Source organism: Rummeliibacillus sp. BSL5 (assembly GCF_052928305.1).
On sequence record NZ_JAVGCV010000001.1, the window covers coordinates 845,118 to 867,410 of the forward strand.

Sequence of the window (22,293 nt, forward strand, 5' to 3'; positions counted from 1 at the left end):
TTTTAGACCTGATAGTATGTACGTATTGATTTAAATTTTAGGGATTATTGACCAAAGCAAAGAAACTGGCTGTAAGGCAGCCAGTTTCTTTATCTACTATTTTTTTATGTGCGATCCCAGAAGCGTTCCATCGCAATTGCATTTACAAATTCTTTATGGAAGTTTGGATTATTTGCAGCAAATACTACACCTGATAAGTTATTATTTTGAGTTGTTGGAATGTAAGCTTTACCTGTTGATGCTACTCCTATTGGTTTGTAATGTTTGTAAGCTTCCTGAACGAATATGGCCATTTCGCCATCAAACATAGGTTGGTCTGTTGAAGTACCACCAACAACATATAGAGAATCAACTAAATATGGACTTGAAGTGAGGAACGTTTTATTGACCATAATTGACGTACCGTCATCTCCCTTAACTTCTCCAAGCTTATCACTAATAACATCCACAAATACGCCGTTTTCCTCTAGTGAACTCAACGCCTCTGATACTTCTTTTCCATTGAATCCATTGCCAATTAATACACCTACTTTACGCGTATAAGCTGAACTATTCATATTCGTATATTGACTAAGAGATGGATAGCTTGTGTCTACTGGAACATGTGTACCACTTGGACGATCTACGCCTAGATTGTCTGCTACAATATAGGCCATTTCTTGGTCAACATTTACAAGTTGATCTACACATTGTTGACGTACAGATTTACTTAATACGCTACCAATTTGGAAGCTCAAGGCTTTAATTGTATGTTGTTTTTCAATCTCAGTTAAACTATTCCAGAATATTCTTGTTTGCGTATAGTAATCAGTAAACGAATCACTTCGTGCTCTCGTAATTGTTCCATCTACCTTTTGTGGGTAATGCTCATAGCCGCCTTCTTCTGGTGGTGTTGTGTAAGGCGAATTATCATTTAATGAATTATTATGATATTTAGTTTGATCTACATCAATTGGATACCGCATAAAGCCTTGTTGCGAGTTATTATGGAACGGACAAACCGGTCTATTTATTGGCAGATCTTGGAAGTTAGCACTACCAAGACGGTGGTATTGTGCACTTTGATATGCGATTAGTCGGCCTTGCAATACAGGGTCGTTGGAGAAATCGATGCCTGGAACTACGTTTGCTGGATTGAAAGCAACTTGTTCGATTTCTGCAAATTCATTATCAACATTTCTATTTAAAGTCATTTTTCCTATGAGCTTAACTGGTACAAGCTCCTCTGGCCAGAATTTTGAAGGGTCGAGAATATCAAAGTCGAATTTGTGTTCATCCTCTTGTGAAATCAGCTGTACTCCTAATTCGTATTCTGGGTATGCACCTTTATCAATCGCTTCTCTTAAGTCTCGGCGATGGTAATCTGGATCTATCCCGCCAATTTTTTGTGCCTCATCTTGCAATATTGAGTGTACGCCTAGAACAGGTTTCCAAACAAATCTAACAAATGTAGCGACTCCCTCATCATTGACAAATAAGTACGTATTGATCGACCATGATTCCATCATACGATAGCTTCTTAGAATACCGCGGTCCGACATTACCCATAAAGCCATATGAAGGGCTTCTGGATTGTTTGCAACATAATCCCAAAATGTATCATGTGCACCTGCCCCTTGAGGCATACCCGTACGAGGTTCAGGTTGATATGCATGAATTACATCTGGGAATTTCATAGGATCCGTATTAATTAAGACAGGCATCGCAATTGTTGTTAAATCATAGTTACCTTCCTCAGTATAGAATTTAACACCTAAGCATCGTAAATCTCGTGCCGTATCTTTTGATCCTCTGCTCCCTTGAACAGTTGAAAAGCGAACAAATAATGGTGTCTTTTTGCCGGCCTCTTGCAAGAAACCCGCTTTTGTCAATTCCTTCATTGATTCATAACACTCAAATTCACCATGCGCTCCATATCCTCTCGCATGGACCTTTCTTTCAGGAATCGGCTCATGTACAAATTGAGTCATTTTTTCAAAATAATAGTAGTCATGGTGCAAAGAAGGTCCACGAACACCCGCAGTTAATAATTCTGCATCATTCGCCATCTTTCTACCTTGATTTGTTGTTAATGGCTTGCCGCCATTTTTTACGCGGTATTTTTCCAATTGTTCATGCTTACTGTTTTCGTTTACATTCATTTTAGTTGATTTATCTTGTTCCACAAAATCACCCATCCTGTTCCTGAAATATTTTCTTCTACATTCTTGAATTTACCCTAAATTTTGGACAATAAACTTTTTCAAAAGAATGAAATCACCTGCCCAACAATATTGTTTATATTACTAGCTCAATATTTTTTACCCAGCTATGTTCTTTTAAAACGCATACATAAATATTTTACTATCAAAATTTTAGTTGTTTAGTTATTTAACTCTAGAAACAAACTCGACATGCACCCATCTATAGGCAAAACATATAGTAATATCAACTGATAAATAGGGGGTAACTATATATGTCTAACCAAAACTTCATAGAGCATTCTTTGTATTTACAGGGGTATCCTTTTGCACCAACAGAATTGCCATATATTGAAAGTATCCTTACTACTATCCGTCATTCTCAGATCTCTCTTCAAGCATTTCCTGATCTTCACGCAGTATCACCAATAACTATTTTCGATAAGGAGGTGATCTGTTGCCAGAACTTTTCAAAATGACAGCCACTGAACTGGCTCCACTTATTCAAGGAAAAACCATATCCCCTGTAGAGTTGGTTTCTCTATTTCTCCATAGGATAGAGAAATATGACACAGAACTAAGAACATATATCACGCCATTACCTGAACTCGCCTTAATTCAAGCAAAAGAAGCTGAAAATGAAATTATGCGGGGAATCTATAAAGGTCCCCTACATGGTATTCCAATTGGGATAAAAGATAATTATTGTACAAAGGGTATTCGAACTACCGCTGGCTCTAAACTTCTTGAAAACTTTATTCCTAATCAATCCGCAACAGTAGTAACAAAATTGCTCAAATCAGGTAGCATTATGTTGGGTAAACAAAATATGCACGAATTGGGAGCCGGAGTTACAGGTACTGATTTAACGTTTGGCTCAACAAACAACCCATGGAATAATGATTACATGCCAGGTGGCTCCAGCAGTGGAGCTGCTGCTTCTTTAGTTGCTGGCCTTACAACGATTGCAACAGGTTCTGACACATTTGGCTCTATACGTGTCCCAGCCTCCATGTGCGGCGTTTATGGTCTAAAGCCGACCTATGGTTTAATAAGCAAGTACGGTATTATTCCTACTGCTATGTCATTAGATACAGCAGGTCCTATGGCACGTTCTGTATCAGATTTAGCTCTTATGCTCCAATACATGGCAGGCTATGACCCGCTCGATACAGCAAGCATTCGGGTGGAGATACCGAACTATACAGAAAACTTAACAAAGGGAATAAAGGGGATAAAGATCGGCATTCCTTCATACTATCTCAGAGGATTAGATCCTGAGGTCGAAAAACTATTCCTTCTTGCGGTGAACAACTTAAATGCTTTAGGTGCAAATATAGTAAACATTGAGATACCAGAATTGGAATTGACAACTTTTGCAGGTTTCACAACAGTAGTAAGTGAAGCGGCTGCTTATCATACTGACTGGCTTAAGACTCATCCAAAAGATTACTCCACCGATGTGCATGCCACGCTCTTATCTGGAGCCTTAACCAATTCGACACAATATTTAGAGGCTCAAAAAGCAAGAAGAAAAATGACTTACGCTCTTCAGCAAATATTTGAAGATGTCGACCTTCTAATAGGCCCAGCCATACCTATAGAAACACCTGCTTGGAGTATGGATTGGGTATCTCAGAATTTAGATGTGGAAAATCGTTGTATGCCGTTTACTGCTCCTGTCAACCTAACGGGTACTCCGAGCTTAACTGTGCCGATAGGTTTTGATCCCAGAGGACTTCCTGTAGGCATGCAAATCATCGGGAATCATCTCTCTGAGGAATTACTATTACAAACAGGGCATGCTTTTGAAACTATAATATAAAAAAGGACATGAAATGAGCTTCATGTCCTTTTTATTTGTTATATAGGGCGTCATCTGAATTGACTGTATATTGGCTGCCATCATTTGTTCTTCGCAGATAGTCATAATCCACAAAGTATCTTCTCAAAATAGCAAAGTCATCATACATTTGCTGTAGGTTTTCATTTACTTCTTTTTCTGTGTATATTTTATTTTTTTTAAAGCGTTGAATGATGATTTCTAGAATCTGCAATTTGTTTTTTTCTTTTTTAGGTATTGTCAGCAGCTGTCCTTTTTTAAAGTAACGCTCTTGGATAGTTTTATTCATAAGCATTTCCCCTACTCACTTACATCTTTACTGGATTTTCTGTTGCCGTATAATCCCCGCAACTAATGGTATAATTGTGCATGCAAGAACGGCAGGGAGAAACCATATACCAAACCCCTTCCACCATCCCATCGCAATGGAAACGGACTCAAATGCAATCAGAGAGAAAAGAATTAGGCAGATATTTTTTATTTGGTTGAGCATTTGCCTACTGATTAAGTAAAAGCTTGTTGCATTTTCTTCGTTTAATCTTGCGGGGTAGTTATGGATTTCCGGGTGCTTTTCAATTGGCAACATAATAAGGAAGATGATCAAGCTAATCCCCGGCAATAAAAAAAGTTCCCATTTTGAGCCCATGCGGTCCACCTTGCCTGCTGCATTGTAATGAGCAGGAACCTGTTCCGGCAAACTTCCCCATACAAGCACTAGAAAGATAATTGACCCAGCAAAGAACAAATAGCCAAACATATCAAATATTTTTTCATTTTTAGTTTTAGGCAGGTGAATTTTTGGTCTTTTTCCCATGAAATTTCTTCTCACCCCTTTATTATGATTTAGTTGGAATTTATGTATGTATAATCCAATTATAACACAATTGATTAAAAATTTTGTTTTTATTTCAATATCCCCATACGAAAGAGCCCAATACAGCATAGTGTATTGAGCTCCAACTTATTTCAAATAAAAGATACCGCCATTAATAATTTCACATTTAATTTTCGCCGCATACCGTTCCTCTAGGGCTTTTTTTTCGATTTCGTAGCACTCAGGTTTATCTTCTACGTCATTATAGAAGTAATCGAGAACCCTTTGATCTCGAACCCATTTTTGTTTTGCTTTCTCTGCCCAATTATGGTCATCGCCTTGGATGATATTATAAAGTAACTCATCAAGTCGTTCTATTCCTCTGAGCGGTTTTATAATATATTGTAATGGAAATGCAGCATGCGGTATTTCCGGGACAAATGACAGTTCTTGAATCTGTTCATGGAATTGTTCGATTACTTCCCCAGTCATTAAATTCAAGCCAAAAGAAAAAAGCATTTCTTTTGTTTGATCACAGTAATAGGAAACTTTATAGTTTACACCGAGAAAAGGCGTTAAAAATATTTGGCCCTGATTATCATCAACAGCTTCATATAAATGGACATATGCACCGAGTTGCTGTGCTACACGAAAGATTTGATTAAGCCGATAAGAACCAAATCGTACGATCTCCCCTTTTACATCTTCCAAAACTTCTTCTGGATGTGTAATACATGTGAGTTGGGCAGGACAAGGAACCCCATTCGTACTCTCAACATATTTCCAATAATAAGGCCGATTCATAATTCGTTTGTCCATGTCGATTGTCAATTGAGCCGTAATATAATGAGGATGCCTTTCGATAATAGAACAGTCTGTTTCTTCAAAAAAATGGCTCAGATATTCGTTTACTTGTGAAGAATACATGCTTTTCCTCCTTTCTAACATTTTCCTAAACCTAAATTGGATGTTTATAAGTTAAGATATCATCTAACTCTCCGACAACTTTTTCAAAAACGTCAATTTTCAAATGCAGAAGATCCAATATTTTTTGTTCAATCGTATCTGCTATTGCCAAATTATAGATTTGGACATCGTGTTCTTGTCCTAAGCGATGTACACGACCGATCCGTTGTTCTAGTTTCATTGGATTCCATGGTAAGTCATAGTTAATAATATGGTGGCAGAATTGAAGGTTAATCCCTTCGCCTCCTGCTTCCGTAGCAATTAATACTTGCGCCTTTTCCTTAAACAAATATTTCATATAATCGCGTTTACTTTTATTATATTTACCGTTAAATAGTACACTGGTTATGCCGTTATTATGCAAGAACCATTGAAGAAAAATCTGGGTTGCACGGTATTCTGTAAAGATAATCACCTTATCCTCGGCACTACGTACAATCTCTAACACTTTTTCAGCCTTAGCATTCGTTTGGAGTGCCATTAATTGTTGTATTACTTCTTCGACGAATGCAATTTCATCTTTCGTATTACAGTTTTTCATCATATTTTCTAGTGTAAGACATGTAGCTTCTTTACTGCTGCACATTTCTTTTTGCAATGTAATCATAGAAAAGGAACCTGTAAAGACAGGTGAGATGTCTTTCAACTGAAGTATTAAATCATAAACTGCTCTTTCCTTTTCAGTAAATTCAACAGGGATATTATGCACTTTTCTTGTTGTCCACTCAATGCCAGTATCCTGACGCCTGTTTCGGACCATTACTTGATTAACAAGTTCCTTTAAAAACTCGTCATTTTCTAAATCATGCTTGCTTGCTTTAAATGATGATTGAAACATATCGAAGTTGCCTAGATGACCGGGTTTTAGAAGTGAGATGAGATTGAAAAGTTCAAATACGTCATTTTGAATCGGGGTAGCTGTTAATAATAGACAAAACTTTTTCTTTAAGCTTTGAACAAATTCGTAGATTTTAGTCTTATGGTTTTTAAGTTTATGCGCTTCATCAATAATAATCATGTCATATGCCTCTGCATAGATAGCCTCTTTATGAGGACTTTTTTTGGCAGTATCCATACTCATGACGAGAATATCTGTATGCTCAATGGAAGTGTTCTTTCTATAGGGGATGGCCGGTATATAAAATTTACTCGTTAACTCATCAGACCATTGATTGACAAGAGATGCTGGTGCAAGAATTAGAGCTTTTTTAACAAGGCCTCTCATGAGGTATTCTTTTAATATTAGACCTGCTTCAATTGTTTTACCGAGTCCTACTTCATCCGCGAGTATAGCTTTACCGTTCATCCTTTCGATCACCGTCTGGGCGGCTTCTAGCTGATGTTCAAGCGGTGTTACGTTGGGCAAATATTTCAATGACTTTAAGCCAGTAAATTCAGTGATAAGATTCGTTTTAACAACATCGTAGCACATTTTGTACAGTTTCCAGCTATCCCACTGTTGTGTGTTGAGCCTTTCAGCGAATTCTTCCTCCCAATTAGGCGATTTTTCCACATTCATGCGATCACCTCTTATATTCTTTTGTCTTAACATGTGCCAATATCGCATAAACTATGTTATTTCCTTAATAAATTAAGCAGGCATTAAACCAATTCATTTGTCGTCCTACTCATATACTAAGGAGAGGAAGGAAGCATAAATAATTATGTATTCATTTCGTTTTAATTCTTATTTGCACAATAAAAAGGAGGTGTTTTTTGAATGAGTGGAAATAATAATTCAGAAAACAGAAGAAAAAGCAGTAATTCATCCTCTTCCAACTTCAAAAAACATCCGGCCGTAAATGATTATAGCTTAGAAGATTTAACAAGTGGTAAACCATTGGATGTCGTGGTAGCTGCTTTATTACTTTCAGGGAAGTTAAAAGTGGATGGAGTTCAGCTATTCCGTGAATCACCAGCACTTATAGTGACATTAATAGGGAAATTTAAGACTGGTGATGATAATAAAAATAATAACCCTAATAATTTTTCGCATGGCACTAATGGATGGAACGATGTTTTTGATGTTTTTCAACAACGCACACAAAAAGGTGATGATTCTTGAATAATATGAATAATAATATTTTTGGAAGTGGAGCTTTTTCGAATGCTGTCATGCTAGTTGTATTAATGTTTTTACTAATTTATGGTTCAACTAAGGTAACTAGAGTACCTGTTATAACAGAATTGATTTGATATCACTAGACAACCGCACAAACAGCTTCTCGTGAAATGAATATACTACTAATAATCCAAGTGATAACAGCCATGGCTTTGGTGAAGCCATTTGCGCGTTTAGTCACTTGGAAAATTCCTCCTATAACTTCAGGCAACGCCCTTTGTCTGAAGGCTCAAAATATAGACACTCCCACCTTTTTCAGTTTCAATTTGCCCAAATGCATATTTGGGCATTTTTCCATTTCATTTGCTGAATTTCAGCATTCAACTAAAATTAATCATATTATTTTTTTAATGATTGTTTTAATTCTCCGTGTAGCCAGGTAAATTCATCGAGGTCCCTCACAATATAAGCATTCGGAATAATCTTTCTTACTTCATAAACCATTTTTGATGCGTCTTCAGATAAGTAACGCGCACTAATATGGTTTAATAGCAAATTTTTAACCCTTGCTTTTTGTGCAACCTTGGCTGCAATTAGATTGGTTGAGTGCCCGTAAGCAGCCGCTCCTTCTTCAAGAGAAGCATCAAACGTGCTTTCATGAATCAAAACATCGGCTTCTTCACTAAGTCTGATACTATTTTCAGAATACATCGTGTCCCCTAAAATGGTGACAGTAAACCCTTTCTTAGGCTCTTCGGTAACATCTATACTTCTGACAACTGTCCCATCCTCTAATACAATGTCTTCTCCATTCTTAAGTCTTCCCAATAATGGCCCTTTAGGTACGCCAAGTGCAACAGCTTTATCCATGAGAAGAGTACCCTTTTGCTGTTTTTGCTCAATTCTATAACCATAGCTTGGTACCACGTGCTCTAATAGCATCGCCGTAACTATAAATTGCTCATCTTCAAATATAATTCCTTCATTCACTTCTACAAAGCGAATAGGATAACCCAAATGTGTGCCTGTAATTTTGAAGGTAAGAAGAATCCATTCCTCAATGCCTTTTGGTCCATATATGGTTAAAGGTCCATCCCCTCCCAAAAAGGAGCGAGATCCAAGAAATCCAGGCAGTCCAAAAATATGGTCGCCATGCAAGTGTGTGATAAAGATTTTATCAATTTTACGTGGTTTAATTGTTGTGTGTAATACGAGGTGCTGGGTAGCTTCTCCACAGTCAAAAAGCCAAATAGTCCCTCTTTCTTCTAATAATTTCAGGGCAAGCGAACTCACATTTCTTCCTTTTGATGGCATGCCCGCACCAGTTCCTAAAAATTGGATTTGCATCTATTATCCCCTCTCTCGGTGATCATCTAAAAAATCTTTGCTAAAGCTTGTTTTTGATTCATAGGTAGGTTTTTTTGCCTGTTTAATGCCTTTTGTAATCATATCCTTGCCGAATTTATATTGCAATTGTTCAACAACTTTACGAATTGGCTCCTCTTTTGCGTATTGTTCATATGTAAAAAGAGATAGTTGTTCTACTGTGTTTGACTGATCTACTACATTGCTAACTGTCACACCAAGCAGGCGTACAGGATTTCCATTCCAATGTTTTTCAATGAGGGAGAGTGCGATTACTTCAATATCTTTTTTCTTAAAAATAGCGTTTTGTGAAGTTTTGCTACGTGTATAATTATGCCAATCAGCATCTCTAATTAAAATGGAGACCGTATGCCCTGCTAATTTCTTCGCATCCAACCTTTTAGCTACGCGCATACATAGTTCTTCTATAGCAGTTTGAAGCTCTGAAAGAATCATTAAATCAGAAGGAAATGTCATGGAGTGCCCAACTGATTTAGTGTCGTAGATAGAATTAGGATCGACTTCCCTTTGATCTATTCCTTGTGCTCTTTTCTTTAAACGAAGACCATTTTTGCCAAGATTCGCTTTCAATAAATAATCTTCGCTTCTCGCTAAATCGCCAATTGTTGCAATGCCGATTTCTTTTAGTTTGTTGGAAGTGCTAGAGCCAACACCGTGCATCTCAATGACAGGCAAATGCCATAGCATTTTTTCTACATCGCGCTTCCGTAAGATTGTAATGCCCATGGGCTTTTTCATATCAGAAGCCGTTTTAGCTAAAAACTTGTTAGGCGCTATGCCAATTGAACAAGGCAAATCAAGCTCATGCAATATACGTGTTTGGATCATTTTTGCAAGTTGTATTGCTTCAATTCCATGTGCAATTTCCGTTACATCTACATAGCCTTCATCGATCGATACAGGCTCAACAAGGTCGGTGTATGAGCGTAGGATATCGAACATCGCTTTTGACGCATGGCGATATCGTTCAAAGTTAGGTGGCAGCACAATAAGATTGGGACACTGTCTCTTTGCTTCCCATACAGCCATTGTCGTAAAAATGCCTTTCGCCCTTGCTTCATAAGAACAAGTAACGAGTATCCCTTTCCGTTCGCTAGGATTACCCGCAATGGCTACAGGCTTCCCCTTTAGTTCAGGATGGTATGCTTGTTCAACAGAAGCATAAAAACTATTCATGTCGATATGAAATATAATCCTTCCACGACCATTCATACAATCCCTCCATCGATCACACGTTCTCTCTTTAGTATACCAAATTTTTCAGTTTTATTTCGATAAAAAAGCAAGCGAGATTTCCGCTTGCTCATGATTTATTGATTAGGCTTTGCATATTCACCGTAATGATGGACAAAGTGATCCAGACCATCTCTTAATTCTTGACCTGACATTGCTACGCCGTGTCCTGTGATTGCCACTTCAGGCTTTAATTGTATTAACTTTTTTATCGACTTTAATACTTCATCAAAGTCTTGCGTCAGATATTTTGGTGGCCCGCTAATTTCCTCTTTTTGAGAAATCACACTTGTCAGGGATTCTTGCTTAACTGTTATAAACGCATCTCCTGCGATTAAGGCATGGTCTTTATCTCTGAAGAATGAGACATGACCTCTCGTATGTCCTGGTGTATGAATCCAACGAAACTCAGGCAAGAAAGGCACACTCCCATCTGTTGGCAATGCTTGTACATGATTACCTAAGTTAATCGCATCGTTCGGAAACATAGGAGACATTTTTGCAACTAAGCCAGGATCTGAGCTAGCATCGGGATGGGGATAATTCAGTGCACCTGTTAGGTAAGGCATCTCCAATTCATGTGCATATACTGGAACTTCCCACTTTTCGATCAGTTCAATAATAGATCCGACATGATCGAAATGGCCATGTGTAAGAATAATCGCCTTTGGTTTATTCTCTTTTCCGAAACGGTCCTCTACCTCTGCAATAATCTTGTCAGCTTGCTTTGGAACCCCGGCATCTACTAGTACAAACTCATTGCTATTCGGCTCGCCAACTAAGCAAATATTTGCGATCTGTGTTGTATACATATAAAGATCAGGGAGCACCTCGACCCCTTTACCACTTGCAATGGAAGTAGCAGGGATGAATTTATAATCATTGCCATACTTCATCTCTTGTTCCATACTTAATCTCCTTTCTAATTCTGTTTGTGATCTATTACCCTTTCTTTCAGAAAAGAATCATTGCCCCCACTGAGTCCATGGATATTAAATTTATTCTTCCTTTTTTCCTTGCTGCTCTTTTTTATCGTTCATTGAGCGGTAAACCATTGTCTTCATACTGCCCTGAACAACATTCTCCAAGAAAAATGAACCAACCAATTCTAAATATTTGTCATCATCGTACATTTTTTTATTTTGTAGTTCCATTTCAGCCAAGCCATCATATGTTGCTAAAAGTGCATACGTGTAATCTTCTCCCACAATCGGCAGTAGAATATCGACTATGTGATGATAATTTTCATTGCGGTATTTTTTTAATTCCTGCAAGTTCTCAACAGCTTCCTTGAATTTTTCTTGTTTGATTTCAAACGTTTGGTAAACATATAGTGGCATTCTATTTTCAACTCCCTTTAATTAATTTCATCATAGATTCTTCTAAATAATAGTTGTAGAATAGACAGCTTTTGAATAGCATGTACTAAACACTTTTCTTGAAGGAGATACTTAATGGGGATTTTTTTTAGCTATATTTTTCTAGGTTTATCCTTAGCTGCACCAATTGGTCCTGTAAATGCTGCACAGTTGGACAAAGCGTTGAAATTCGGCTTCTTGCATTCATGGTTCGTTGGTTTAGGTGCTATTCTTGCTGATGGGATTTATATGCTTGTGGTTTATTTAGGGGTTGTACAATTTCTTGATACGCCTTTTATGCAAACTCTATTATGGTCTTTTGGATGTTTTGTGCTTATTTATACAGGCATTGAGAGTATGGTTAGTGCTGGTAATGTACAAGTTACAACAAAAAAAAATAACGCTTCATTGTCAAAATCGTTCTTCTCTGGCTTTTTTATGTCCATCTCAAATCCACTAACAATCCTATTTTGGTTAGGTATTTATGGTTCGATATTAGCAAAGACCATTTCCGAAAATGATAATATGCACATTGCCCTCTATAGTTTCGCTATCTTTTTAGGATTATTGCTGTGGGATGTGACAATGGCTTTGACTGCTAGCAGCTTTAAAAAATTTGTTGCTGGAAAGCTGTTAGTGGCCATTTCTTTCATTTCCGGATTATCTTTAATTGGATTCGGTCTTTATTTTGGCATTCAAGCCATAAAACTAATGTTCTTCTAAATGCCTTTTGGATAACTATTTACTTTCTTTTTGGTACCTTTTTTCTGAGTGAAATGGCGAATAATCAGCACAATTGCAACAAAAGCTACAAATAATAAACTCATATAAAAACCCATTCTTGTTGACTTATGAAGCAATGTCCCGCTTATTGCTACAAGGATTAACGCCATGCCAACAAAGCGTTTGATATGATCAAAACTGGTTGCTTTCACGATCTTTGGCAAAGAAATTAAAATAAAGAGCCAATTGTATAAAAGCATAAGACCGGCGGCAGTAGTGATGTATTCATATACTCGGTCTGGCATAATCCTTGAAAATATAATAGAAGCTATCAATCCACAAATCGTCAATCCAAGAGCAAATGGAGGCACTTTCAGTTTTCCTTGTTTAGAAAAGATTTTTGGGGCATCTGAATCTTCAGACATCGTTACTAACATGCTTGTTACTGCAAATAATGATGCTGCCATTGTTGAAAAACCGGCAATAATAATAGCTCCGTTAAAAACATGTGGAAAAAAAGATAACTGGTATGGATCCAATGCGATAGCAAATGGGCTTTCTTTTGCATTGAATTTTTCCAATGCCGCTAACGAGGATGCGAGGAAAATGGATATTAAATATATAGTTGTAAGTATAGCTAACATCACGTTGCCTGATTTCTTAACATCTTCCTTATTTTTTAGCCTTGTGGAGAGGATACCCATGATTTCAATACCTCCAAATGCATAAAAGCCAAATATAAGTGCACCCCATAGCCCCATAAGCCCATAAGGAGAAAATTCTTTAAAATTACTCGGCATGCTAAAATCATTTTTGCTGCCGCCAAATAAGCCGAATATAACTGCGATGGCCAAAATAATAAACATGAAAATCGCAGCTACCTTAATGACAGCAAATATATTTTCAATTTTTTCAAAACCTTTCGTACCAATCACTACGACTAGCACACCGAGAATTGCATAAATTGAAGCAAAAATCCATAAAGGGATAGAAGGAAACCAAAAACGAGTAAGTAATGAAAGGGCAGTCAATTGACTACCGGTAATAAGAATTTCTGAAAACCAATATACCCATCCGCTACTAAATCCTGCCCAATTGCCGTAAGCTATCTTAGCATACGAGCGAAATGAACCTTTTTGTGGATTATGCGCAGACATTTTACCAAGAGCATCCATTACAATATAAGTACCTAAGCCTGCTAAAATGAAAGCAATCATAATAGACGGCCCTGTTTTTGTTATACCTATTCCCGAACCCAGAAAATAACCGGTCCCAATTATACTTCCTACTCCAACAAGTGATAGCTGCCACCATGATAGCTTCTTTTCCTTTTTATCATTGCTTTGCGACCCAATACGTGAAGGAATTTCCATCAGAATCCCTGCCTTTCTTATCACGCCTATTTTAAGCAATATATTTAAATTTATACGCTTTATTCTTGTTAGTATAGAAGAAGAAGCAGATTGGCTCATATCATCGCGATTAGTTGTATGAACTAAAAACAAAAAGAGCCATAAGCAATGGAAGCTTATGGCTCAAAATAATAATGGTTTTATATTTGGACTTCTTCGTCTTTAAGGTGTTGCAAGTAGGCTTTAATATCTTTAATTCCTTCCAATGTATCAACTAGCACATCTGGCGAAATCAATGTAATCAATCGATCATCTAGGTTTGCTACTGCCTCAAAGAATTGAGTTTTGGCATAATTAACAAGTCCAACTTGTTTCAGAGCAGATTCTTCAATGTCTAGAATTTCTTTAGCATCTGCCACCATCAAACCAAATATTAATTCGTCTGATTGAATGACTATCACTTTCGCAGTCGATAAATCGGCATTTCTCTGATATAAAATGCGCTCACAATCTAAAATGGGACGCAATTCGCCTCTAATCTTTGAAAAACCAACTAAATACTCAGGAAGATGCGGAATAGGCGTAATATGTTCCGCCTTTTCTATTGCGTCCACACGTTCAACCGGCACTGCATATTCTTCTTTTCCACATGAAAAAACGATAACTTTCATAGCTTGCTTTCCCTCTATTTCACTTTAGCAGAACATTTTACGATTTCTACAAGAAGCTCAGCCAATTTTTCTAGCTCTTCAATAGGCATTCTTTCGGATGTTGTGTGAATATTTTCATAGCCCAATGCCAAGTTAACTGTTGGTATACCAAAGCCTGCAATTACATTGGCGTCGCTGCCGCCACCTGATTGCATTAATTTTGGTTCACGGCCAATATTGCTTGCAGCTTCTTGTGCAATTTGTACAACTAAATCATCCGGACCAAATTTGAAGCCAGGATACATACGAGCAACTTCTACTTCTGCTTCGCCACCCAATTCTTTTGCAGCTGTTTCAAATGCTTCCTTCATATGATTTTCTTGTTGAATTAACTTTTCTTCTACAAGTGAACGACATTCTGCTAATACAGATGCTTCATCACAGACAATATTTGTAGCTTTACCGCCTTCAAAACGACCTATATTTGCAGTTGTTTCAGAATCGATTCGGCCTAACTTCATTTTGGCAATTGCTTTTGCTGCTATAGTAATAGCAGATACACCTTTTTCAGGTTCTACACCAGCGTGCGCTGTTTTTCCTTTTAATGTAGCAAAGATTTTTGTTTGGAATGGAGCTGCTGTAACAATGCCCCCTACCTTACCGTCAGAATCTACTGCAAAACCATATTTTGCAGTGATTTTGTTACGGTCTAATTCTTTTGCTCCTTCAAGGCCTGATTCTTCACCAGCTGTAATGATGAATTCAATGTCGCCATGCTCAATATTTTCTTCTTTTAAGCGTTTAGCTAATTCAAGCAGTCCAGCAATTCCTGCTTTATCATCTGCTCCAAGAATAGTTGTACCATCTGAATAAATATATCCATCTTCTTTAATCACTGGTTTAATACCTACACCAGGGACAACAGTATCCATATGGCATGTGAAGTAAATCGGCTGAACATCTGTTAATGAGCCTTTTAATGTTGCGATTAAGTTTCCTGATGCATGGCCGTTGCGGCTCGCTGAATCATCTTCAAAAACATCAAAACCTAATGCTTCTAATTTACTAATCAAAACAGGCGAGATTTTTTCCTCATGATATGTTTCGGAATCGATTTGAACTAATTCCATAAATTCTTCTACAATACGGCTTGGCATGTTGCAAGACTCCTTTATCTATGTAATAAAAATGGTACTTTAAACCCTTAACTTACTACGAAGTCAAAATTCCTAATGAAAAATAACTGCCTTAACTGTTAGGATGGGTATGCTTTAAGCACAGTGGAAAAATAATATTCCCACTGTGTAAAGTTTCAATAAATAGTTTATCATAATTCAGTCCAAACACCTATGTAGTTGCCTCAAGAGGCAACATTAACATTTATTATTATTTGTTATAGAGGAATATTGCCATGCTTTTTATATGGCCGTGTTTCTTGCTTGGAGCGAAGCATTTCAAGTGATTGCATAAGCTTTATACGTGTTTCTCGCGGATCAATTACATCGTCTACTAAGCCGTGTGATGCTGCCACATAAGGATTGGCAAACTTTTCTTTATATTCTTCTATTTTTTTCGTACGCATTGCTTCTGGGTCACTTGCACCTGCAATTTCAGCGGCATGGATAATATTAGCTGCTCCAGACGCTCCCATTACTGCGATTTCAGCATTTGGCCATGCATATACCATATCTGCTCCAATAGATTTAGAGTTCAGCGCTACATAAGCACCACCATAAGCTTTTCTTAGAATAACAGTTATTTTAGGTACCGTCGCTTCTGAATAGGCAAAGAGAATTTTTGCTCCATGACGAATGATGCCGCCGTGCTCTTGTTTGACTCCAGGGAAAAAGCCAGATACATCTTCAAATGTAATGATCGGAATATTGAAAGAGTCACATGTACGAACAAAACGTGCCAGCTTATCGGATGAGTCGATATCAAGCCCGCCAGCAAGTACTTTAGGCTGATTGCATACAAGGCCCACTGATTCACCATCAATTCGTCCAAAACCAACAACCACATTTTTCGCAAATTCTTTTTGCACTTCCATAAATGAATTTGCATCCACCACTTGTTCAATAACTTTCCTAACGTCATAAGCTTTTGTTTGATCAACTGGTACAATGTCTAGTAATTCTGAACGGAAATTATCGTCGTTTGAAGAATCTTCCCGTCGTTGAGTTGGCGTTTTCTCTCTATTATTTTGCGGCAAATAACTAAGTAACTGTTTCACCTGTTCCAATGCATCCGGTTCTTCAGACGCTCGAAAATGAGCATTGCCGCTAATAGTATTATGGACTTTAGCACCGCCGAGTCCCTCTGAAGTAATTTTTTCGCCTGTCACAGTTTCAATAACTTTCGGTCCTGTAATAAACATTTGGGATGTATTATCAACCATAAATATAAAATCCGTAATAGCAGGTGAATAAACCGCTCCCCCTGCACAGGGTCCCATAATAACGGAAATTTGTGGGATGACGCCTGAATAAATAGAGTTCCGATAGAAGATATGTCCATAGCCATCAAGCGATAACACACCTTCTTGAATGCGGGCACCTCCGGAATCATTGATACCAATAAATGGAGCACCATTTTTTGCAGCTAAATCCATTACATTAGCAATCTTTTTTGCATGCATCTCGCCAAGCGCACCGCCAAATACGGTGAAATCTTGAGAAAATACATATACCGGGCGTCCGTTAACCTTGCCGTAGCCTGTAACTACGCCATCTCCTGGTCCCTTTTTCTCTGCCATGTCAAAATCAACTGTCCTGTGATGAACAAAAGGATTGATTTCTACAAATGTACCTTCATCTAGTAGCAAATCAATGCGTTCACGTGCTGTTAATTTACCTTTTTCATGCTGTTTATCAATGCGAGATTCGCCGCCCCCAAGCTCAATTTCTCTTTTTCTATCATATAGTTCATTGATTTTGTCATACATATCCATGTGTTAACTCTCCTTCTTTTCGTTACGTTCGACTAATTCATAAAGAACGCCATTCGATGATTTAGGATGAATAAAAGCAACTTTAGCCCCGCCCGCGCCGTTCTTTGGCTTCTCTGATAAAAGGGTTGCTCCTTCTTTTCGCATTCTTTCCATTTCATCCTCAATGTTTTCTACTAAAAGAGCGATATGATGTATACCTTCTCCTCTCTTTTCTAAATATTTATATATAGCGCTTTCATTTGTAAGCGGCTCAAGCAATTCTATATGCGTATTGTTTGCATCTATAAATGCAACTCGCACTCCCTCTGACTCTACTTCTTCAATATTTAATAATTTCATTCCTAATACATTTGTATAATATGTAATACGTTCATCTAAATTCTTAACGGCAATGCCTATATGATCTATGTTTTTCAATGCTGACACCCCTTTTGTATTCTAGTCTATTGTAGCTGAATTATTCAGAAAACTCTACTAATACTTGTTTATTGAATGAGATTTGGTAAAATATTTTTAAGAGATTAGCGAAACAAGTGAAACTTCAACTTAGGTTCCGTTTTCCATATGTCGAGGGTAGGCTGTCTTTGTCCCTCTTGAGGTTATGGATTAAAGAATTTATGTATCGGTAAAAAGGAGAGAGAACAATGAGCAATAAAACTATTCAAAAAGTAGTCGTTATATTAATGGCTCTTATTATGGTCATGTCAATTCTAACATTCGGTTTAGCAATGATTCGATAATAAAAGAGCAGACTCTGTAAATAGCAGTCTGCTCTTTTTTTATAGTCCTAGCTGCTGCTTAACTTCTTGTATTTGTAGTATATGCCTTTTTTCATGGTAGCCAACAAAAGGAATCCATTGGTCGAGACTCATCAGTCCAAAAGCAGGATGAGGAAATGCTTTTTGTTTAAGTAATTGTACGTCTACTGCTTTTTCTAACTCTTCTAACTGCTGATGTGAGGTTGATAATTTCTCTTCCAGCTCATTTATGCTAGCAAATTTATCAGATGGTAATGCAGTGGCAGGAGCGTTGACTTTAACATCGCGATTAACAGTTGCTTCAATAGGTTTATGACTTACTGTAGCATTCTCCCCTTTTTCAGCATTTTGCTTTATCATCATCGCTACATTAGATTCCAACAAATATAAATGCTCTACAATTTCCTTGATAGACCATTGTTCTGATGAAGGTTTTTTATTTAAGTTTTCATCAGATATGCCACTTATTTCTGTTAATAGTTCTTCTCTTGCTTGGTCATTGATTTTCATTCTGAAAGCTCCTTTAAGTTTAGATTCACTTCTTTGCACTCATAGTTTACTATACTAGTACCTCTATACTGAAATGACAGGGCTCCGTTAATTTCTTACTACTTCTAAGATGTCGTTATAGTATTCTTTATGAGCTTCACATTTATGAATCTTTTCGTCTAGTATGGCAATTTCCTGATCCATCCCCATTATCAAATCTTTAATAAATAATTGTGTCATGGCACTGCTAATGCTATCAAAGCTTTCAATTAATAACCGTCTTTTTTGAGATAGAACTCTTTGTTGTTGAATAGATTTCACTGCTTCTTCCGTTAATCGTTGAATCTCTTGCTGTATATCCTTTATCAATAGAGTAGCCACATCATCTGTATATTCTTTTATATCTATCATTCTTTCCCTCCTCTACGATTTTCCGTTATTCATAGAGTATGGAGAGATTCATAAAATTATTCATCTTTTAATATATTCTTTCTTGAAGAAATGATAGATCTGAATGAGAAAGAAGCATACCACCTACCAGTTTATCAAAACAAAAAAAGCTTCCAATAGAGGAAGCTCTTATTACTTTTCAATTATACTTCATCACAAAATTCTTCAAAATACGCTTGGATTGAAGTGATTACAGACATAGGATCATGTCCTTCGATTTCATGACGGCCAATTTCAGCCACTGGCTGCCCGTCTTTCAGCATAACAAATGATGGAGATGAAGGGATATGGTCTTCACCAAAGTGCATACGTGCTTGAGCAGTAGCTTCTTGGTCTTGGCCTGCAAATACGGTTACTAGATGGTCAGGACGTTTATCATAATTAATCGCGTGTACTGCTGCTGGGCGGGCAATACCCCCTGCACAGCCGCAAACAGAATTGACCATAACAAAAGTAGTTCCAGGACGGTTGAAAGCATCCTCTACTTGTTCGGCTGTTTTTAATTCTTCATAACCGTTTCCAGACAATTCACTGCGAGCTTGGCGCAGCATATCTTGCATAAATAAATCGTAATCCATATTCATGTGTATTCGCTCCTTTTTTTACATCACTATTACTATAACAGGTGTTCGTCCACTTTTCAAAATGATCGTTTCAGGATTATAGAACACGCGCAGCTTCCGTTATAATATGATCAATTTCCTCTACAGTATCTTCTTGATTTTCGACAAGCAAGCTAAAGATATACATTTTGCCACTTTGTCCAATGAAATAACCGCTTAAAGTATTTACCCTTTCAATAGAACCTGTTTTTGCAAATACACGCCCATTTGTCAGAGGAGAGGTCAGTCGATTTTGAAGGGATCCACCTGTTAAGCGATCATTCTTCCCCGCGATTGGCAAACTATTAAAATACGTATTAAACCACTTTTCGTCTTTATAAATCTTATACAATAATTCAGTTAAATCCTTTGCCGTCAAACGATTTTCTTGCGATAAACCCGACCCATCGTCCAACACAGCATTTTTTATAGGGATGTGAGCAGATGCTGCATATTTCTTTATAGTTTTCAGTCCTGCAGGAGTACTACCCCTTTTTTTCACCTCTTTTCCGAGGGTCTTTACTAAAACATTGGAGATACTATTATTACTTAACTTCATATATGGAATCATTATTTCTTTTAAAGGCACCGACTGCTTCTGTGCAATAAGGTGTGCGTTTTTCGGAGGTACGGCTCTGTAAAATGTGGTATCTGTATAGTCTACTTGCTGACTTTTTAATGCCTCTTTAAATAATGTCATCGTCTGTTTTGTTGGCTGTGGAACAGCTATCCATTCTCTTACTGTCTGTTCCCTTGGCAAATTACCTGTAATATACACTTTACGTGTGCCAAATGCCCTTTCGATTTTGAGCGTATTCGGCTGTCCGTATGCAACTATTTTTGCCTCATTACGAATAATTAGTTCTCCTTTAGCAGGTTCTATGTGCAATGTAGGCTTTTTCCCCTCTTTGTTACCCTTTGCCTCTATTAGGACGGAGGCTGCATCGTAATCTTTGTTAGGTGAAATCATTAATGCTGTGACAGGGGCAGCATAATAATAAGATTGGTCTTCTTTTTCAATGTGCGGAGTAAGCAATTTTTGATCAAAATAGAAATCATCAGCTACAATACGTCCATTAATTTTCTTTAATCCTTGACTATGAAGAAATGCAGCCAGTTCTTTCAAGTCGTTCATAGAAAGAGTAGGATCACCTTTCCCTTGAAGATACAAATCGCCTTGCAAAACACCTTTTTTCACTATTCCATCCATAAAAACATTCGTTTTGAAACGATAATTTTCCCCTAGCTCACTTAAAGCAGCCGCCACTGTGAAAAGTTTCAAATTCGAAGCAGGTTTTTGTGACCTATCCCCATTATAATTAAATATAATTTGACCTTCTAAATTACGAATGACCATACTGACATTTGCAGCGGGCAATTCTTGTACTATGGTACTTCTTAGATTCCCATCTATTTCTCCATCATTTTCAAAATTAGCACTGGCTATATTTGTGAACGGCATTGCACTAAGACATAGAATAATTAAGAAGAATATATACTTTTTGTACATATTTCCCTCCCCCAATAGAGCTTTAGGGCAAGTATATGAATAAGTCGCGCGAAATATGTCGAAAAAAAAGAGTAACTGAGTTTTAAATTCTCATTTACCCTTTCAGCTTATTAATCCTCGTACATCATTTTCTTCGTCATCCCACCATCGATGGTAACATTCTGAGCTGTAATAAAATCGTTTTTAGGATGAGTAAGAAACATACATGCATTGGCAATGTCGTCTGGTTTCCCAACTCTGCCGCTCAAATGCATTGCATGGTCAGTTTCGGTTAGTGCCTCATAATCCTCTGTTTCAATCCAGCCTGGAGATATACAGTTGACCTTAATGCCGTCTGGGCCAAATGATCGTGCTAATGCATGCGTCAAAGCCACAATGCCTCCTTTTGTAGCAGCATATGCTTCTGTATTCGGTTCAGACATAAATGCGCGTGTTGATGCAATCGACACAATGGATCCGCCATTTTCTTGTTTTCGCATATATTTTGCTGCTTCTCTCGAACATAAGAATACACTTCTCAGGTTGGTATTCATTATGTCATCCCATTCATCAATAGTAGATTCATATGGTGATACAGGCACGAATTTCCCTGCGTTATTGACTAGAACATCAATCTTACCCCAATGGTTTACAGTTTCGCTCATTAAATGGATGATATCATCTAGTTTTCGCACATCCGTTTGCACAAATATGGCACGGCTACCCAATTCCTTAGCAAATTCTTCTCCTGTAGGATTGATATCAGCCAACACTAAATTTGCATGTTGTCTTGCATACATTAATGCGATAGATCGACCTATTCCTTTTGCGGCTCCTGTAATGACTACTGTTTTCCCTGCGAACATATTTATTTCCCCCAGTTATTACTATTTTTTTAATATTTAAAATATTTTATTTAGTAGATGTCTCTTTTAAATGTTTCCTACTATAATGAAGATTTTATTGGATTATTAAATTCAATTTTTAG

General features: G+C 37.4%; 24 protein-coding genes. 5 read left to right on the forward strand and 19 right to left on the reverse strand.

The annotated features are described in order from the left end of the window. Positions 1–104: 104 nt before the first annotated feature. Complete coding sequence (locus tag RCJ93_RS04280; RefSeq protein ID WP_446738473.1) at positions 105–2,177, reverse strand: catalase; 2,073 nt, start codon at positions 2,175–2,177, stop codon at positions 105–107. A gap of 278 nt (positions 2,178–2,455) precedes the next feature. Between RCJ93_RS04280 and RCJ93_RS04285 the strand changes: the two genes are divergently transcribed. Then, entirely contained in the window at positions 2,456–2,659 is a 204-nt protein-coding gene (locus RCJ93_RS04285; RefSeq protein WP_446738474.1) for a hypothetical protein, read from the forward strand. Next, positions 2,638–4,005, forward strand: coding sequence for an amidase (locus tag RCJ93_RS04290; protein WP_446738475.1), 1,368 nt, complete (start codon positions 2,638–2,640; stop codon positions 4,003–4,005). Before RCJ93_RS04285 ends, RCJ93_RS04290 begins: the two co-directional genes overlap by 22 nt. Before the next feature lie 31 nt (positions 4,006–4,036). Here RCJ93_RS04290 and RCJ93_RS04295 read toward each other — a convergent pair whose 3' ends face one another. From RCJ93_RS04295 to RCJ93_RS04310, 4 genes are all read right to left on the reverse strand, one after another. Then, positions 4,037–4,312: a DUF2087 domain-containing protein gene (locus RCJ93_RS04295; RefSeq protein ID WP_446738476.1), complete on the reverse strand. Its 276-nt coding sequence runs from the start codon at positions 4,310–4,312 to the stop codon at positions 4,037–4,039. Positions 4,313–4,339: 27 nt separating this feature from the next. After that, positions 4,340–4,837: a DUF1648 domain-containing protein gene (locus RCJ93_RS04300; protein WP_446738477.1), complete on the reverse strand. Its 498-nt coding sequence runs from the start codon at positions 4,835–4,837 to the stop codon at positions 4,340–4,342. Positions 4,838–4,984: 147 nt separating this feature from the next. Beyond that, positions 4,985–5,764: a YqhG family protein gene (locus tag RCJ93_RS04305; protein ID WP_446738478.1), complete on the reverse strand. Its 780-nt coding sequence runs from the start codon at positions 5,762–5,764 to the stop codon at positions 4,985–4,987. A 31-nt stretch (positions 5,765–5,795) separates the two neighbouring features. Continuing rightward, complete coding sequence (locus RCJ93_RS04310) at positions 5,796–7,322, reverse strand: DEAD/DEAH box helicase (protein WP_446738479.1); 1,527 nt, start codon at positions 7,320–7,322, stop codon at positions 5,796–5,798. A 201-nt stretch (positions 7,323–7,523) separates the two neighbouring features. Here RCJ93_RS04310 and RCJ93_RS04315 point away from each other — a divergent pair, with 201 nt between their 5' ends. After that, positions 7,524–7,868 (forward strand): hypothetical protein, encoded by a 345-nt coding sequence (locus RCJ93_RS04315; protein ID WP_066786769.1) that lies wholly within the window; start codon positions 7,524–7,526, stop codon positions 7,866–7,868. A gap of 396 nt (positions 7,869–8,264) precedes the next feature. Here RCJ93_RS04315 and rnz read toward each other — a convergent pair whose 3' ends face one another. The 4 genes from rnz to RCJ93_RS04335 form a co-directional block, all read right to left on the reverse strand. Further along, on the reverse strand, positions 8,265–9,212 hold the full coding sequence (rnz, locus tag RCJ93_RS04320) for a ribonuclease Z (RefSeq protein ID WP_446738480.1): 948 nt from the start codon (positions 9,210–9,212) through the stop codon (positions 8,265–8,267). A gap of 3 nt (positions 9,213–9,215) precedes the next feature. Continuing rightward, positions 9,216–10,463, reverse strand: coding sequence for a DNA polymerase IV (locus RCJ93_RS04325; RefSeq protein ID WP_150284240.1), 1,248 nt, complete (start codon positions 10,461–10,463; stop codon positions 9,216–9,218). Between the two features lie 98 nt (positions 10,464–10,561). Further along, positions 10,562–11,392 (reverse strand): MBL fold metallo-hydrolase, encoded by an 831-nt coding sequence (locus RCJ93_RS04330; protein ID WP_446738481.1) that lies wholly within the window; start codon positions 11,390–11,392, stop codon positions 10,562–10,564. 90 nt (positions 11,393–11,482) lie between these two features. After that, positions 11,483–11,824, reverse strand: coding sequence for a hypothetical protein (locus tag RCJ93_RS04335; RefSeq protein WP_150284238.1), 342 nt, complete (start codon positions 11,822–11,824; stop codon positions 11,483–11,485). 114 nt (positions 11,825–11,938) lie between these two features. Between RCJ93_RS04335 and RCJ93_RS04340 the strand changes: the two genes are divergently transcribed. After that, positions 11,939–12,565, forward strand: a complete 627-nt coding sequence (locus tag RCJ93_RS04340) for a LysE family transporter (protein WP_066786755.1) — start codon at positions 11,939–11,941, stop codon at positions 12,563–12,565. On the opposite strand, the gene RCJ93_RS04345 is transcribed toward RCJ93_RS04340, so the two are convergent. The 5 genes from RCJ93_RS04345 to mce all read right to left on the reverse strand — a co-directional run bounded on the left by RCJ93_RS04345 (position 12,562) and on the right by mce (position 17,934). Continuing rightward, positions 12,562–13,938, reverse strand: a complete 1,377-nt coding sequence (locus RCJ93_RS04345) for an amino acid permease (RefSeq protein WP_190323403.1) — start codon at positions 13,936–13,938, stop codon at positions 12,562–12,564. The two genes, RCJ93_RS04340 and RCJ93_RS04345, sit on opposite strands and share 4 nt — an antisense overlap. 179 nt (positions 13,939–14,117) lie before the next feature. Then, positions 14,118–14,588: a chemotaxis protein CheW gene (locus RCJ93_RS04350; protein WP_150284237.1), complete on the reverse strand. Its 471-nt coding sequence runs from the start codon at positions 14,586–14,588 to the stop codon at positions 14,118–14,120. Positions 14,589–14,602: 14 nt separating this feature from the next. Continuing rightward, a complete protein-coding gene (locus tag RCJ93_RS04355) occupies positions 14,603–15,724 on the reverse strand; it encodes a M20/M25/M40 family metallo-hydrolase (protein WP_150284236.1) in 1,122 nt (373 codons plus the stop codon). Between the two features lie 236 nt (positions 15,725–15,960). Beyond that, positions 15,961–17,517 (reverse strand): acyl-CoA carboxylase subunit beta, encoded by a 1,557-nt coding sequence (locus RCJ93_RS04360; protein WP_446738482.1) that lies wholly within the window; start codon positions 17,515–17,517, stop codon positions 15,961–15,963. Between the two features lie 3 nt (positions 17,518–17,520). After that, entirely contained in the window at positions 17,521–17,934 is a 414-nt protein-coding gene (gene mce / locus RCJ93_RS04365; protein ID WP_251646136.1) for a methylmalonyl-CoA epimerase, read from the reverse strand. Between the two features lie 227 nt (positions 17,935–18,161). Between mce and prli42 the strand changes: the two genes are divergently transcribed. Then, positions 18,162–18,257 (forward strand): stressosome-associated protein Prli42, encoded by a 96-nt coding sequence (prli42, locus tag RCJ93_RS04370; RefSeq protein ID WP_150284233.1) that lies wholly within the window; start codon positions 18,162–18,164, stop codon positions 18,255–18,257. 39 nt (positions 18,258–18,296) lie between these two features. Here the strand turns inward: prli42 and RCJ93_RS04375 are convergent, their stop codons facing one another. The 5 genes from RCJ93_RS04375 to RCJ93_RS04395 form a co-directional block, all read right to left on the reverse strand. Beyond that, positions 18,297–18,785, reverse strand: coding sequence for a DinB family protein (locus RCJ93_RS04375; protein ID WP_446738483.1), 489 nt, complete (start codon positions 18,783–18,785; stop codon positions 18,297–18,299). A gap of 87 nt (positions 18,786–18,872) precedes the next feature. Beyond that, positions 18,873–19,175 carry a hypothetical protein gene (locus RCJ93_RS04380; protein WP_446738484.1) on the reverse strand — a complete coding sequence of 101 codons (303 nt, stop codon included), beginning with the start codon at positions 19,173–19,175 and terminating at the stop codon, positions 18,873–18,875. A 182-nt stretch (positions 19,176–19,357) separates the two neighbouring features. Beyond that, a complete protein-coding gene (locus RCJ93_RS04385) occupies positions 19,358–19,798 on the reverse strand; it encodes a BrxA/BrxB family bacilliredoxin (RefSeq protein ID WP_066786736.1) in 441 nt (146 codons plus the stop codon). Positions 19,799–19,874: 76 nt separating this feature from the next. Then, the gene (gene dacB, locus RCJ93_RS04390) at positions 19,875–21,326 is read right to left on the reverse strand and encodes a D-alanyl-D-alanine carboxypeptidase/D-alanyl-D-alanine endopeptidase (RefSeq protein ID WP_446738485.1); all 1,452 of its coding nucleotides are present in this window, start codon (positions 21,324–21,326) and stop codon (positions 19,875–19,877) included. Positions 21,327–21,436: 110 nt separating this feature from the next. Continuing rightward, a complete protein-coding gene (locus RCJ93_RS04395) occupies positions 21,437–22,171 on the reverse strand; it encodes an SDR family NAD(P)-dependent oxidoreductase (RefSeq protein ID WP_150284229.1) in 735 nt (244 codons plus the stop codon). Positions 22,172–22,293: the final 122 nt, after the last annotated feature.

Excerpts from the sequence above, each read along its gene's own strand:
- RCJ93_RS04280 (WP_446738473.1), bottom strand. The coding sequence starts at position 2,177 with ATGGGTGATTTTGTGGAACAAGATAAATCAACTAAAATGAATGTAAAC.
- RCJ93_RS04285 (WP_446738474.1), top strand. The coding sequence starts at position 2,456 with ATGTCTAACCAAAACTTCATAGAGCATTCTTTGTATTTACAGGGGTAT.
- RCJ93_RS04295 (WP_446738476.1), bottom strand. The coding sequence starts at position 4,312 with ATGAATAAAACTATCCAAGAGCGTTACTTTAAAAAAGGACAGCTGCTG.
- RCJ93_RS04300 (WP_446738477.1), bottom strand. The coding sequence starts at position 4,837 with ATGGGAAAAAGACCAAAAATTCACCTGCCTAAAACTAAAAATGAAAAA.
- RCJ93_RS04305 (WP_446738478.1), bottom strand. The coding sequence starts at position 5,764 with ATGTATTCTTCACAAGTAAACGAATATCTGAGCCATTTTTTTGAAGAA.
- RCJ93_RS04310 (WP_446738479.1), bottom strand. The coding sequence starts at position 7,322 with ATGAATGTGGAAAAATCGCCTAATTGGGAGGAAGAATTCGCTGAAAGG.
- RCJ93_RS04315 (WP_066786769.1), top strand. The coding sequence starts at position 7,524 with ATGAGTGGAAATAATAATTCAGAAAACAGAAGAAAAAGCAGTAATTCA.
- rnz (WP_446738480.1), bottom strand. The coding sequence starts at position 9,212 with ATGCAAATCCAATTTTTAGGAACTGGTGCGGGCATGCCATCAAAAGGA.
- RCJ93_RS04325 (WP_150284240.1), bottom strand. The coding sequence starts at position 10,463 with ATGAATGGTCGTGGAAGGATTATATTTCATATCGACATGAATAGTTTT.
- RCJ93_RS04330 (WP_446738481.1), bottom strand. The coding sequence starts at position 11,392 with ATGGAACAAGAGATGAAGTATGGCAATGATTATAAATTCATCCCTGCT.
- RCJ93_RS04335 (WP_150284238.1), bottom strand. The coding sequence starts at position 11,824 with ATGCCACTATATGTTTACCAAACGTTTGAAATCAAACAAGAAAAATTC.
- RCJ93_RS04340 (WP_066786755.1), top strand. The coding sequence starts at position 11,939 with ATGGGGATTTTTTTTAGCTATATTTTTCTAGGTTTATCCTTAGCTGCA.
- RCJ93_RS04345 (WP_190323403.1), bottom strand. The coding sequence starts at position 13,938 with ATGGAAATTCCTTCACGTATTGGGTCGCAAAGCAATGATAAAAAGGAA.
- RCJ93_RS04350 (WP_150284237.1), bottom strand. The coding sequence starts at position 14,588 with ATGAAAGTTATCGTTTTTTCATGTGGAAAAGAAGAATATGCAGTGCCG.
- RCJ93_RS04355 (WP_150284236.1), bottom strand. The coding sequence starts at position 15,724 with ATGCCAAGCCGTATTGTAGAAGAATTTATGGAATTAGTTCAAATCGAT.
- RCJ93_RS04360 (WP_446738482.1), bottom strand. The coding sequence starts at position 17,517 with ATGGATATGTATGACAAAATCAATGAACTATATGATAGAAAAAGAGAA.
- prli42 (WP_150284233.1), top strand. The coding sequence starts at position 18,162 with ATGAGCAATAAAACTATTCAAAAAGTAGTCGTTATATTAATGGCTCTT.
- RCJ93_RS04375 (WP_446738483.1), bottom strand. The coding sequence starts at position 18,785 with ATGAAAATCAATGACCAAGCAAGAGAAGAACTATTAACAGAAATAAGT.
- RCJ93_RS04380 (WP_446738484.1), bottom strand. The coding sequence starts at position 19,175 with ATGATAGATATAAAAGAATATACAGATGATGTGGCTACTCTATTGATA.
- RCJ93_RS04385 (WP_066786736.1), bottom strand. The coding sequence starts at position 19,798 with ATGAATATGGATTACGATTTATTTATGCAAGATATGCTGCGCCAAGCT.
- dacB (WP_446738485.1), bottom strand. The coding sequence starts at position 21,326 with ATGTACAAAAAGTATATATTCTTCTTAATTATTCTATGTCTTAGTGCA.
- RCJ93_RS04395 (WP_150284229.1), bottom strand. The coding sequence starts at position 22,171 with ATGTTCGCAGGGAAAACAGTAGTCATTACAGGAGCCGCAAAAGGAATA.